This is a genomic window from Candidatus Zixiibacteriota bacterium (genome assembly GCA_040756055.1).
Taxonomy (GTDB): Bacteria; Zixibacteria; MSB-5A5; order GN15; family FEB-12.
Genome location: JBFLZR010000002.1, coordinates 598117 through 611864, shown reverse-complemented (window position 1 = coordinate 611864; position 13748 = coordinate 598117). Strand labels below are relative to the sequence as shown.

The 13748-nt window shown below is 52.6% G+C and carries 11 protein-coding genes; 5 read left to right on the top strand and 6 right to left on the bottom strand.

Features of this window, described 5'->3' with window-relative positions; all coding sequences use genetic code 11:
- Window positions 1–177: 177 nt before the first annotated feature.
- The 3 genes from AB1483_05920 (at window position 178) to AB1483_05910 (ending at window position 4189) form a co-directional block, all read left to right on the top strand.
- Window positions 178–1869 (top strand): hypothetical protein, encoded by a 1692-nt coding sequence (locus AB1483_05920; GenBank protein MEW6411997.1) that lies wholly within the window; start codon window positions 178–180, stop codon window positions 1867–1869.
- 950 nt (window positions 1870–2819) lie between these two features.
- Window positions 2820–3833 carry an isocitrate/isopropylmalate dehydrogenase family protein gene (locus AB1483_05915; GenBank protein ID MEW6411996.1) on the top strand — a complete coding sequence of 338 codons (1014 nt, stop codon included), beginning with the start codon at window positions 2820–2822 and terminating at the stop codon, window positions 3831–3833.
- 44 nt (window positions 3834–3877) lie between these two features.
- A complete protein-coding gene (locus tag AB1483_05910; GenBank protein MEW6411995.1) occupies window positions 3878–4189 on the top strand; it encodes a hypothetical protein in 312 nt (103 codons plus the stop codon).
- A 180-nt stretch (window positions 4190–4369) separates the two neighbouring features.
- Here AB1483_05910 and AB1483_05905 read toward each other — a convergent pair whose 3' ends face one another.
- Window positions 4370–5242: a decaprenyl-phosphate phosphoribosyltransferase gene (locus AB1483_05905; protein MEW6411994.1), complete on the bottom strand. Its 873-nt coding sequence runs from the start codon at window positions 5240–5242 to the stop codon at window positions 4370–4372.
- A 116-nt stretch (window positions 5243–5358) separates the two neighbouring features.
- Here AB1483_05905 and AB1483_05900 point away from each other — a divergent pair, with 116 nt between their 5' ends.
- Together AB1483_05900 and AB1483_05895 are read left to right on the top strand one after the other, a co-directional pair.
- Window positions 5359–6303, top strand: a complete 945-nt coding sequence (locus AB1483_05900) for a diacylglycerol kinase family protein (protein MEW6411993.1) — start codon at window positions 5359–5361, stop codon at window positions 6301–6303.
- A 3-nt stretch (window positions 6304–6306) separates the two neighbouring features.
- Complete coding sequence (locus tag AB1483_05895) at window positions 6307–6891, top strand: DUF5683 domain-containing protein (protein ID MEW6411992.1); 585 nt, start codon at window positions 6307–6309, stop codon at window positions 6889–6891.
- On the opposite strand, the gene AB1483_05890 is transcribed toward AB1483_05895, so the two are convergent.
- The 5 genes from AB1483_05890 to gmd form a co-directional block, all read right to left on the bottom strand.
- The gene (locus AB1483_05890; protein MEW6411991.1) at window positions 6888–8330 is read right to left on the bottom strand and encodes an HD domain-containing phosphohydrolase; all 1443 of its coding nucleotides are present in this window, start codon (window positions 8328–8330) and stop codon (window positions 6888–6890) included. The genes AB1483_05895 and AB1483_05890 overlap by 4 nt on opposite strands.
- On the bottom strand, window positions 8330–10300 hold the full coding sequence (locus tag AB1483_05885) for a HEAT repeat domain-containing protein (GenBank protein MEW6411990.1): 1971 nt from the start codon (window positions 10298–10300) through the stop codon (window positions 8330–8332). Before AB1483_05885 ends, AB1483_05890 begins: the two co-directional genes overlap by 1 nt.
- Window positions 10301–10426: 126 nt before the next feature.
- Window positions 10427–11767 carry a nucleotide sugar dehydrogenase gene (locus AB1483_05880; protein ID MEW6411989.1) on the bottom strand — a complete coding sequence of 447 codons (1341 nt, stop codon included), beginning with the start codon at window positions 11765–11767 and terminating at the stop codon, window positions 10427–10429.
- Window positions 11768–11804: 37 nt separating this feature from the next.
- The gene (locus AB1483_05875; GenBank protein MEW6411988.1) at window positions 11805–12764 is read right to left on the bottom strand and encodes a GDP-mannose 4,6-dehydratase; all 960 of its coding nucleotides are present in this window, start codon (window positions 12762–12764) and stop codon (window positions 11805–11807) included.
- A complete protein-coding gene (gene gmd / locus AB1483_05870) occupies window positions 12761–13735 on the bottom strand; it encodes a GDP-mannose 4,6-dehydratase (GenBank protein MEW6411987.1) in 975 nt (324 codons plus the stop codon). Before gmd ends, AB1483_05875 begins: the two co-directional genes overlap by 4 nt.
- Between the last annotated feature and the right edge of the window lie 13 nt (window positions 13736–13748).

Genomic DNA, 13748 nt, shown 5'->3' with positions numbered 1-13748 from the left:
CAAAGCGCGATTTGAAGACACAGCCCTCTAAGTCACCCCCGCGAACGCGGGGGGCCAGTAGAGAAGAACCCGAAGCGGTTCTGCCGCCCGGGTGGCCCGCCCTTTGGGAGGGTTTCTCGGTTTGACAAAGGCGCCTGAATGCGCGTCATTCTAATATGGACACGAGCGGGAGGTATCGTGAGTAATCAGATAAACGAAGAGCGCCGGCAACGACCCCGCCATCGTCGAATCGCGCTGCCTTTGTGGGTAGTGTTGCTCGTGGCGACAACCCTCACATATACTCTTGGTGACGACAAACCTGAGGTTGTTGCCAACGAAGACGAAGCTATCGCGAGGGCCTTGATATTCACGGGCTTCGATAAGCTTAAAGGCTATCCGGGCGATGCCCTGCCCGAGGCAATGCGAACCTCGGTTACGGACGACAGCACGCCCCATGTTGGAAACATCATAAACTCCCGTGAGATATGGCGCGTGAAATTGCCCGGTGTTCACCTTTCGGCCATTCGCCCGGTCGACCGCGATTCCGAGGCGACGTTCTATATCTTTATTGACCCCGAAGATGGTGCGTTGCTGAAGGTTTATTCCATGTTCGTTGATACTGCCTATTCTGACCCAGGAACGCAACCGATCGAGCCGGTAATACCGATAAAAGTCCCTCTGATTACAGGAGATACCGCGACTGTGTTAACCTCCAGCGGTAGTCCAGAATACGGCGAGCGGGAATCCCTTTTCGGAGAATTCGGCTTTGAAGGTCTGCCGGACACCATGCCGGCGAAGTTCCTTGACGTCATGCGTCACAGTGGCCCCAACATGGCCAGAGCCATCAGCCTTGAGGCCGTTTATATTAACCAGCGTCAGGATGACTCCGGAAAAGCTGCACCGGTCTGGATAACGTGGCTGCACGGCTATCCGTGTAACATTCTCGATGATACTCGTGGATTACTGCCGGAGGACACCACCGTGCCAAGAAAGACACGCAGGTGGCTTTTCAATAAGGCGATTACATCCGACGGTCTCACGGGCGAGTGTCTGAAAGTGCAGGAGTCGGGGTGGGCTACCGGTACTGGAAAATTGACGGATTTCGGCTACAGATTCACTCATCTTGCGGGAGAGACCAAATCGATGGATGCCTTCTACGTGGAAGACCGATCACAGTTGTCGGTCCAGACCGATGTCAATGTCAAGTTGCTTGTGACCGATCCGCTCGGTCGGCGCACGGGAACGGATCCGGTTAGCGGAGAGTCCTACGAAGAGATACCCAGAGCAGACTACGACTATGAAGCTATTGGCAGCAGGATGGGTCCGGGCAGGCTCGAGAGCAGGCGTTTCACGGCAAGCAAGCCTTTCGACGGTGAGTATCGGTTGACAGTGGTCGGCGTCAATGGGGATGAGCGCCGACATTACGTGTCGATTCTCTGTTACGATCTAAGCAATGGGCGTTGGGATAGAGACCTTGGAAGGATTGCCCCCGGCATAGGCGAGACCCACAGTTACTGTCTGAGGTTTGATAGAATAGATGCCGCAAATTGTCTTGCGTGGGGCGGCTTCGATGGCGAGAGTAATGAAGCACCTGAAATTGACCGGTTTCTCTCCTATGTAAACATCTCCCAAACCACCGTTCCCTTGCGGTCGTCAACAACCGAATTCAGACTCATTATCTCCTACGGGCAGGCTATTGACCCCACTTCCTTTAGGGCTGCTGTAAATGGCTATGATATTACTGATCTGTTTTCTGCCTCGCCAAGCGGGCTGGGGGTCGTGACAATACCACTGTCAGCCTCCGAAAATACATTGGTGCTGAGTGTCGAAGGGGAGACATCAGATGGAAAAGCGCAGGACATCGACAGCCTGATTTTCTTGATCCAATAGTTCCCCATAGACTGAAGACCTTGTCTCTTAATCCGCGTTCGGTGGAAAGGCTTCGATTTAAACTTTCCGACATTTTCACCACAAAACCGCGGCAAATCATCCGCCCAGAACTTTCTAAAAGCAAACGGGGTGGCAGGGTCAAATTTGCTTTGGCCCTGACACACGCTTCGTAGGGGTTCAAAATTTTGAACCCCTACGGGATAATTAACAATTGACGATCGAAAAACAACAAAACGAAGCCAAATTTGGACATCCGGTGAATCTGAAGATTCACCGGGCACAATGGATTATAGAGGACTGCGCAGAAAAATACGGATACACCATCACGGCAGAATCCTTGACGGTTCCTGTTTACTGGATTCCGTTTTTCAACGGAATGACGCGGTCTTGTCGATCGCATCTAACGAGTTCCGTCAGGTGCTGTCCCCGAAAGTTTCGGGGATGTCACCTGACGGCGATCTAATCGAATGCGTCGGGTCACCACCCCCTAACGGGGTCCAGGACCCAACGCAACATTGAAAAATAATGAAACGAAGCCAAATGAGCGAAACGATATGGCTGATAAGAAAATACAAGGGACAATCAAAGACTGGAACACGCCTTTTGGTCGGAATCACGCGACCCAAGCTGTCGCGTGTGACTGGACTTCTGCTTTCGCAGGGGTGACTCGATTGAGGTGTTCAGAGCAAAAAATAACGAAACGAAGCCAAATCTGGATACCCGGTGAATCTGAAGATTCACCGGGCACAGTTTCGAGAAGATTCACCGGGCACAAATATCGAAACGAAGCCAAATCGCTGTAACCGACATACGTAGAAGTAATTAGAGAGGATTTTCGAAGACGCGGTCCACGTTTGCCCTCAAGTCTCATCAACACCGTTGACAAACGCGGACATGACCGATATACTTTTGACTGACAAAGAAATACGGAGCCGAGAAGAAAGAATCGAATGGCCAAAACAGTAACATTGATACCGGGCGATGGCATCGGGCCGGAAATAACCGATGCGGTTGTGCGGGTGATCGAAGCATCGGGGGCCGGCATAGAGTGGGACCGCCAACTGGCGGGTATCCCCGCGGTGCAGGAATTCGGCGTGTCTGTGCCGGATCAGTTGATGGATTCGGTCCGGCGCAATAAAGTCGCGCTCAAAGGCCCGCTGACCACGCTCGTGGGCAAAGGCTTCCGATCCGCCAATGTCACTCTTCGCAAACAGCTCGACCTGTACGCCAATCTCAGGCCGGTGAGGTCCATTGGCGGAATACACAGCCGGTTCGAAAAAGTCGATCTGGTTATCGTGCGCGAAAATACCGAAGACCTCTATTCCGGAATCGAGAATCTGATATCGCCAGGAGTGACACAGGCGATTAAAGTCGTGACCGAACGAGCCTCACAGCGCATCGCCCGCTTCGCCTTCGAGTACGCCCGCAAGAACGGCCGCAGGAAAATCACGCTGGTGCACAAGGCGAATATCATGAAGATATCCGATGGGCTGTTTCTCAATTCGTTCGAAGAAATCGCCAAAGAATATCCCGATATCATCGCCGAGGACAAGATTGTCGATGCGCTCTCGATGAATCTCGTGATGGATCCCACCAAGTTCGATGTCCTGCTGTTGGGTAATATGTTCGGCGATATTGTCAGCGACCTGGCGGCCGGACTGGTGGGCGGCCTGGGGGTGGTGCCGGGAGCGAACCTTGGCGATGAGTACGCGGTTTTTGAAGCGGTCCACGGTTCCGCGCCGGATATCGCCGGGAAAAATCTGGCCAATCCGACCGCGCTACTGTTTTCGGCTCTTCTGATGCTCCGGCATCTGGGCGAAAACGCGGCGGCGGATCGAATCTGGAAATCGGTTCTGGTGACACTGGCCGAAGGAAAGTGCCTGACTCGCGATCTGGGCGGCAACTGCTCGACCACCGAGTTCACCGATGAACTGATCAAGGAGGTTTCGGCCCGCGCAAAATAGACCGCCTTAAATTGGATAATAAGGAAGTGTAATGGAGATACAAGATGGCTACTGAAGGATTGTTGTGCTGGAGTTGCGGAAAACCGACCGGAATTATGGGGAGGGTCTTGCGCTCCGATAGCTGCACGAATTGTCTGGCCGATTTGCGGTGTTGCCGGGGCTGTCGCCATTTCGACCCCACTCGGCGCTTCCAGTGCCGCGAGCCTATCGAATCGAATGTCGTCAACAAAGAGAAAAACAACTTCTGTGACTTTTACCAGGCCCGTGACGCCATGAAGACTGCGGGCGGGATCACCCGGATCACCGACTCCAAAGAGGAGCGTAAAAAGCGGTTCGACGACCTGTTTGAGGACTAAAAATCGGCTCCGGCCAACGGCGGATGGAACTTTTGTTCACTAGAACTGTTTAAATTAATGTCTGTGGGACAGCAGAGATAGGTTGTTACCGGACATAAGGTTGAAAAGTTGTGGAAGTTAGTTAGTACCTTACGTATTACCTCCCCTATAGAGAGCCCCTGAGCTGGGGCTCTTTGTGCTTTATACCAGATACAACACGATCGACACTGTGATCAGCCAAAGGACAACTGTCAGCAGAATGGGGACATCGGTGATAAGCACTTTTGTCGGCGAGCCGCCTTTTTCCTCTTTGTGGATGAGGTAGAGATATCTGAAGATTCCATAGACAACGAACGGCGTTGTCAAAAACAGGTTTTCCGTGCCCAGCTTGGCCGATACTTCGGTCGAGAACGAGTAAAGCATGTACATCACCACCACCGCCGGCGTAACCACGCCGATTAGCTGGTCGAGCAGGTACGGTGAGTAGCGGCTTAGAATCTTCCGATGGGCGGCGGCGTTGTCCTCGAGAAACACGAGTTCATGCCGTCTCTTGCCGAACCCGAGGAAGAGCGCCAGAAGGAGAGTGTTAATCAGGAGCCACTTGGATGCGGGAACATCAATCGCATAGGCTCCGGCATAGGCTCTCAGGACGAAACTGACCGCGATAGCCATGACATCGACCAGGACAACATTCTTGAGCCAGACCGTGTAAAGCAGATTCAGGACGATGAAGGCTGCCGAGATGATGAAGAAAGTTGGGTTTATAAACCATGCCAGAATCAGGCCGGCCGCCAGCAGCATGGCCATGAGAGTCGCCGCCGTACCTCTTGAGATTTTGCCTGCCGCGAGGGGACGGTCTTTTTTCAGCGGGTGCAGTCGGTCTTTTTCGTAATCGATTATGTCGTTGAAAATATAGACCGAAGATGAAAAGAGACAAAACAGGACCGTGGCGCCAAGCGCGACGAGCAGTTTACCGGTGTGTGTCAATTCACCGGCGAAAATCAGCGGCGCCAGTACAATGCCGTTTTTCAGCCACTGGGTCGGTCTTATCAACTTGAGAATGGAGGAGAACATAGGCTACGATAAAAAATCCGCAATTTCGGTTCAAGTTAAATCTGTCGCCTGCAAGGCTGGGGGATAAGCTGATATAGGGCTTGTTTTTGTGCTTTAGAATTGAGTATAATTGTCAGGTGATACGTCGAAGACGTGAAAAAGCAGAACACAGCCACTATTGCCTGCTGGTGAACAAGTCAGCATCGGGTTACAACCAGCGGACAGTTAAGCGGCTGACCGAGCAGATTCGGTCCAACAACGGCTATTACACGATTTTTGAGCCTGATTCCGCCGTCAGGCTGCACCAGACGGCCCAGAAGGTGTGCGGGTTAAGACAATGGCACCATTCGGCGCCGCAGCAGTTGACCCGGCGCGGCAAGGTTACCGCGATTGTCGCCTGCGGGGGAGATGGTACTGTCAATCTGGCGGCGCAGAACGCTGTCAGGGCCAATCTTCCGATTGGAATCCTTCCGATGGGCAGCCTCAACAATATCGCCCGTTCGCTGTATGGCACTGATGACGCCGATGACGCTATCAAGAGAATTGTCGAGCGCAAATACCGCAAAATCGATACAGCTACTATTGACGGTAAGTTCTTTGTCGGGTCAGCGGGCCTTGGGTTCGCGCCTCAGATGGCCGAGATGCTTTTGGGCCGAAGAAGACCGCGCTTTTGTCTGGGATGGTCACAACTGGCTGCCAAAGCGGCCTCGCAAGTGACACTCAAGAAGACGGCGGTCCGAATCGACGCTTTCCGTTTCGAGTTCAGCCCGATTATCGTAAATATAAATCTGCTGCCCTACAGTTTCGGTTTGCCCCTCAGCCCGGCGTCGATTGTCGATGACCAGACAGCCGAGATTATTTTCAATTACGCTCAGGATTCGCAGCCGTTCTCGACTTTTATCCGCTTACTCTGTAAAAACAAGTACGTGTATGGCGACAAGATTAAGCTCTTCAGGGGAAAGGAAATCCGCATCGAGCCGGTCAAGGGCTTGCAGGTGTACATCGACGGTGAGATCATGGAATTGAGCGGTGATCAGGCCGATGTGAAGATAAGCGATAAACAGTTGAAAGTGTTTTTCTGATTGATGCTCAAATATATCGTCATATTGTTGACATTTGCGCTCGCCGGCGACGCCGTTTCCCAAATTGACAGCACCGGCACTGATTCGACCGTGGTCGCCGACACTCTCATATTCAACGATCTGGGGCAACTGGGGCACGCCAATCCGGTGACCAGTCCGGTGAATTTCGAGAAGAAACTGACTCAGAACCCGACTGTGGGTCTGTTTAAGTCGATGGTTGTTCCGGGCTGGGGGCAACTGGGCAACCGCAGGTATTTCAAGGCAATCCTGTTTGCGGGGCTCGACGGCTGGTTTATCGGGTCGGCCATTCACTACGGTCAGCAGGCTTCCGATTTCAGAGACAAGTATGAAGCCGCCGAGGACCGCGATCTTCGCAACGATTACTACGATCTATACAGCGATCGCAAAGATGAACGCAACAAATTCACCTGGTTTGCGGTTATCGTGACGTTTATCTCTATGTTTGACGCTTACGCCGACGCCCACCTGTCGGGCTATCCGACGAAGCTGGGTGATGGTGAGTTGTCACTTGATTTGAAGCCGCTCGAGAGAGAGAACTTCGTCGCCTGTCTGTCCTACCGGTTTTAATCTTGGAGAATGAAATTCTTTACGTCCAGACCGTAACGTTGCGGGTCTATTTTGCGGACAATACTTCGACCGGCGTTTTCTTCGAGAGATAGATCGACCCACTGCGGCTCTTGGAGCAAACCGTCCTTGTTGCCAACTATCTTGACATAGGGACGCGCCTTTTCAGTCTCGTGGTTGGTGAGTACCAGGGCGATCTCATCGGTGTTGAGCAGCACGACCGTGCCAGCCGGGTAGATTCCTATAATGTCGTTGAAGATTTTAAGAAGGAAAGCATCGAATTTCACGTTCATCTGGTAATGCATCTTCTTGAGGACATCCTCCGGTGGAATCGGTTTGCGGAGGTAGATTCTTCCGGACGTAAGGGCATCGAACGTATCGACGATCGATATGACTCTCGAGAAGAGGTTTATCGGTACTTTTTGATAGCGCAGCATAGGATAACCGGTGTAGTCGTTATTGATGTGGTGCTCGAGAGCGGCGCGAGCCGCCCGGGCCGTGTGGACATCGAATTTGAGGTTTCGAAGAATGGTCTTGGCGCCCAGTTGCGGGTGAGTTTGCATCTGAATCCAGTCATCTTCATCGTAAGCATCCGGTTTGCGGATGAGGTCAGCCGGGAGTTTAACTTTGCCGATATCGTGAAACAACGCCGACATGCCCAATTGCGACAGGCGGGACCGGTCGAGTCCCAGCCTCACGCCGAGGGTGAGGGAGTAGACGCAGACGTTGGTGCAGTGGGCGTAGGTGTAATCGTCAAAATCCTTGATAGCCGTCAGTTCGATCAGGGAGGATTCATCGCGGGTGATATGATCGATCAGGGAGTGCACCACGCGCTTGGTTTTGGAGATGTTGATATCCCGGTCATTCTGGGTGTTGACCATGACCTCCTGAACGACATTCATGGCTTTGAAAAACGATGTTCGGGCGTCTTTTCGGAATTCACGACGCAACTCCTCGGAAACGGCCTCACCGCAGTTGGCGGACATCCGCGATAGAAGCTGCACGCTGGACATCCTCTGGGCTTTCAACTGCTCCGACAGTGATTCAAGATTCTCGCAACTCGGTTTTATCTTCGAGATGAAGGTGAAAAACTGCTCGATTTCTTCCAGGGTGATGCCGGGAGAGAAGCGAACGCCGCCCACGCCCAGGGTTTCCCACTCGTTGACGACGGTTATGGCCTGCGACGGGCCCTTGTCGTCGAAGCGAACCATCTTTTCGTTGACGAAGTATCTTCCGGCGATGGATTTGATGAAGACGGTGTTGGACTGTTCGGCAACTTTAACAAGTTGGTCATGAAAGGCCGCGGCCTGTCTTTTGAAGGTGGCGTTGCTTTCATCGATAATCCGCGCCGTCTTGTACAGTACAAAGAAGGCGGTCAGAAGCCGCTGCTCCTGTTCCCCGGCGAGAGATCTGTTGACGGGTTCATTCTTGACAGCTTCCATCAGTCGCCTCCGTATTTCAGGTCCCGACGTCTGTGAAGGGCGTCGTCGGCCTGTCCTTTTATGTCCGGTCGCCAGTTCCGGGAGAGCCTGAGGAGTATCTGCTCGGCTTTGTCACTGCGATTGATAATAAGGGCCTCGAAAGCGGCGCTTCGGAGAAAAGCCAGGGTGTGGTTTCGCCAGGGATTATACGTCGTGATGAGTTCCGTGAGATATCCCACAGCCGCTTCACCCCCGAGTACGGAGAAAGCGTTGAGCAGCGACTGCTGATCATCCTCTTCCAGCGCGGGGAATTTATCATCGTTAATGACCTCGGTCACGATGTCAAAGGCCGCAGGACCGCGACGCGAGACGATTGAATTGACCGCCGTTCTGCGCACCTGCGGGTTGGGATCGCTGATGGCCGCTCTAAGCAACGGCAGGACTTTCTCGTTGGCGCAATCCTTCAACAGCAGCACCAGCTGCATCCTGATCTCCGCGTCTTTGTGCGTAATTATTTTCGAGAGATAGTTCAACGCTTTATCGTCGCCGACCTGGGCAAGGATCGACATGGCGTTCACCACGACATCGCCGCTCTTATCGAATATTCCTCTGGCCACCAGGTCAATGTTTTCCTTTCCCCGATCGGCCAGGAAATGCAGCACCGCGTTTTTGTGATGAGCGTGCTGAAGGTAGGCTACGATGGAGGTAATATTGTTCATGGCCTCCCAGCCGAAATTACTCAGGTACTTCTTCAACTCGGCATCATTGATCTGCGGATGAGCGTTGAGTGATTCACCCAGGGCTTCCAGGCGGCTTCGGCTTCCGGCGGTAATGTGAGCTTCTTTCAGCCGGTCGGCCCAGGCTGGCTTTTCCCTGCGGATTCTCGCATCAAGCAACTTCATGTGGCTCAGAAGCTGACCTGCCTCCACGAGCTTCGCCTCGCGGATAAATTCCCCCATCACCTTTTCGCAAATCATAACGGTTTCGCTGAATCCGGACAAATCCGATTCCTGAAACATCATCTCCTTGAGAAGTTCGACGGTGGAGATGTAAGGCTCAAAGGCGGCGTCTCTTTCAATCAGATCCCGGATGAATTCTTCCTCTTCTTCCGACAGTTTGAACTCATCGTTGAGAATGAGGGCCGTGTTGGGCACATCCTTGAATTTACCGGCTTCGCCCGGCGAATTTTTGGCTCTGCCCCGGAAGGCATCTACAATCGCCACCGAGGGCGAGGAGTCCTCAAGCTCAGATACATGGAGTCTCGAAGAATCGCTTTGCTCGTACGAACCGCGGTGTGGAGCGTAGTCACCGATCCTGATTCCGCCAACCGGTGATGCATCCAGTGGTTGCTCACGGCCGCGAATTTCGTTCGGTTCGAAAACGTCGGAGTCTTCCAACTGTGATGATTCCCATTTTCCGGAATCGGAGTCACGGTTGAAAATCTGATAGTAGTCTTCGGAGCGGTCGGCGCCGAATATCGACTCCTGCTGGGCATCGGCGCCGCCCGAAGAAATATATTTCTGAAGGTCAAAAGCGTCGTCGTATTCAGAAAGGGATACATCCTCAAGTGTCTTCAACCGCACGCCGGATATCCCGGCCTCCCAGACGAGAGCGGCCAGGTCCTGGGAGATATCGGGTGTGTTGACGTAGCGCTTTATGACGTCGAGAAGCTTGTATGTCTCGAGAACATCGAGACCGGGCTTGAAGGTAATCCGGGTGATTCCGGCTTCATAGAATATCGAAGCGAGATTTTCTTCTCTGGAAGGGCTGTGAAAAACGGTATCCCCGAGATACGTAATGAAATCCTTGTGCACGTCAACCGCGATCTCACCGTGCTCGTCGACAACCGATTCAAGCTTCTCCGCAAACGATCTTCTCAGGCTCTGAGGCAGGGGGTTGTTTTCCGGATACATCGATACGACTTTGATGACTTTGAGCAAATCCTTAAGTATCAATGATATGTCTTGTATTTTCTGGTTGCCGGTTGTCATATATGTATTCGGGCGCAAATGTATTTATACCTTTATTTTATCGGCAAATTAGTCTGTCATTTGAACTTATCCGGCAATAAAAAAGCCCGCCAAGAAAGCGGGCTTTCACAAGTATCGGTCAACGGCTCAGAGCCGTTCAATTTTCTGCCGTCCCTTTTTGACCTTCTTTGTGGCGTTGCGGGTGTCAAAGACTCCCTTGCAGTTTTGCACGATCCATTCATAATCATACTGGGTATGATCCGTTGCGATGACGACCAGGTCCACTTTGCTCAGAAGGTCCCTGGTCAATTTGCTGGAACGGTGGGTGTGACCGTTGAAATTGAACTTCGGCACGAAGGGATCGTTGTAAAGCACTCTGGCGCCTTTTTTCTCAAGAAGGTTGATGACGTCGAGGGCGGGCGACTCGCGCATGTCTTTTATGTCGCGTTTGTATGCTACGCCAAGCACGAGAATACTTGATTTGTTCAAAGCTCTGGCAAATCGGCGATTGAGCATGGCCGTTACCCGTTCCACCACGTATTCCGGCATGTGACTGTTAATATCGCCCGCCAGTTCGATGAAACGGGCATAGTAGTTGAGTGATTTCAGCTTCCACGAAAGGTAATGCGGGTCAATGGGAATGCAGTGCCCACCCAGACCCGGGCCGGGATAGAAGGGCATGAAGCCGAATGGTTTGGTCGCGGCGGCGTCGATTATTTCCCACACATCCAGATTGAGGCGGTCGCACATCAGAGCTACTTCGTTAACCAACCCAATGTTTACCGAGCGGAAGGTGTTTTCGAGCAGTTTAACCATCTCGGCGGCCTGCGTGGACGAAACCGCGTGAACGTGCGGCATAGTCTGTTCGTAAAATGTCCTGGCGACCCTGGTGCAGGTGGCGGTTATGCCCCCCACCACTCGAGGAGTGTTCTTGGTCGTGTAAACGGCATTGCCCGGATCGACTCGTTCCGGAGAAAAAGCCAGAAAGAAATCGACGCCGACCTTCATGCCTGTTTCGGACAGCAGGGGAAGAATCAGGTCCTCGGTCGTCCCCGGGTAGGTCGTCGATTCGAGCACCACCAATGAGCCCTTGCGCATGTGCGGCTTGATACTGTTTATGGCATTGAGAATGTAGCTGACATCGGGGTCTTTGGTTTTGGACAGCGGGGTAGGGACACAGATCGAGATCGTATCCATCTGGCCGATCAGTTTGAAGTCGGACGTAGCCTTGAATCGTTTCGATGCCACGGCTTCTTTGACCACCTCGTCGCGTATATCATCGATATCCGATTTACCGGAATTCAACAACTGCACCTTCTGCGGGGCGATGTCGAAACCGGTGACGGTAAATCCGGCATTGACAAGCTCCATGGAGAGCGGCAGACCCACATAGCCGAGCCCGATCACGCCGGCCATGGCTTTTCTTTCTTTTATCTTTTTCAGCAGGTCGCCGGCCAACTGATTTTGCTTCCCTTGCTTTTCTGTCATATCTTTTTCTCCTGAAGGGGATTTTATCAACCCACAATTATGTTTTCTGTCTGAAGAAATCAAGTGTATCTTGTAACGTTTCATTCAGATCATAGTTGCTGCGGTAGCCCAGTTTTTTCGCGGCCAGAGTGTTATCGCCTCTGATTACCGGGATATCGCTCGATCGCAAAAGAGCCGGATCCACCACTATATCTATCTTCATTTTCGACAATTTTATCAAGCGTTGAAGTACCGATTTGATGGAAACCGCCTTTCCCGAACAGAGATTGTACGCCTGTCCCACGGCGCCTCGTTGGGCCAGCAAACGGTAACCGCGAACTATGTCGCGAACATCGGACAGGTCCCTTTTTACCGATAAATCGCCCACCCGGATGACCGGTTTGGACCGTTTCTTTTCGATCAAAGCAATCTGCCTGGCAAATGACGGGATAACGAAGTCCTGACTTTGCCTGGGCCCGCTGTGATTGAAAGAACGCGCGACTGTTACCGGAAGTTCAAACCTTTTGAGATAAGACAGGCAGGCGAACTCAGCGGCCGCCTTGGATATTCCGTAAGGTGAGATGGGGTTGAAGGGCTGTTGTTCGGTCAGGGTCTTGTTTTTGGGTGAAAGGACGCCGTAACAATCGGATGAGCTTACGAATATGAACTTTTTGAGATGCTTGAGCCTCAAGGCCGCGGCGAGCAAATTCAAAGTACCGTCGAAATTAACCCGGTAGACCAGCCGTTCGTTGGCGAACGATTTACCCACCGAGGCGAAAGCGGCCAGATGGAACAGGTAATCCGGCTTAAGGCGCAGGGTGACCTGCCGGCACCGGTCGGCGTCAAGGATATCGAGTTCGGCCAGTTTGATGTCCTTTTCGATAGTGGCAAGATTGCTGCTTGATTCTCCCGGGGCGAGGGTGCCGCATACGATGTAGCCGCACCTGAGGAGTTCTTCGGCAAGATGCGAACCGGCGAATCCGGCGATGCCGGTTATGAAGGCGACAGGTCGTTTCATCTTTTCGCTTCGGTCAGCCGCTTCATATCACTGTCGACCATCATTTTTATCAGTTGTTCGAATGACACTTCAGGCTGCCATCCGAGTTTCTTTTTTGCCAGCGAGGGATCACCCAGCAGCAAATCCACCTCGGCCGGCCTGACAAATCTCGGGTCGGTGACGACGTACTTTTTGTAGTCTATGTCGACGTGAGCGAAGGCGAGCCTGACAAAGTCCTCGACCGAATGAGTCTTGCCGGTAGCGACCACGTAGTCGGCCGGTTCGTCCTGCTGAAGCATCAGCCACATGGCCTTCACATAGTCTCCGGCGAAGCCCCAGTCTCGTTTTGCGTCAAGATTACCCAGAGCCAGTTTATCGGCGAGGCCCAGCTTGATCCGCGCCACACCATCGGTAATTTTGCGCGTGACGAATTCCAACCCGCGACGGGGGGACTCGTGGTTGAAAAGAATCCCGGAACTGGCATGGATATTATAACTCTCACGGTAGTTGACAGTAATCCAGTGGCCGTAGACCTTGGCCACACCATAGGGCGACCGCGGGTGGAAAGGAGTAGTCTCTTTTTGCGGAACTTCTTTGACCTTGCCGAACATTTCCGATGACGATGCCTGGTAGAACCTGATTTTCTTATCCACGAGCTTTATTGCCTCAAGTACCCGGGTAACGCCTATAGCATCGAATTGCCCGGTGACGACGGGTTGGTTCCACGAAGTAGGTACGAACGACTGGGCCGCCAGATTGTACACTTCGCCGGGACGATGTTCTTCGATTATGTTCACTATCGAGAGCTGGTCGAGCAGATCCGCCTGCACCAGCGTTATGCGGTCCTTGACGTGGTTAATGCGCTCGAACGACTCTGTCGAAGAACGGCGGACCATACCGATGACCTCATAGCCCTTTTCAAGCAACAATTCGGCGAGATAGGAGCCATCCTGACCGGTGATTCCAGTTATTAAAGCACGCATCGAAAATATCCTTTAAAATCTA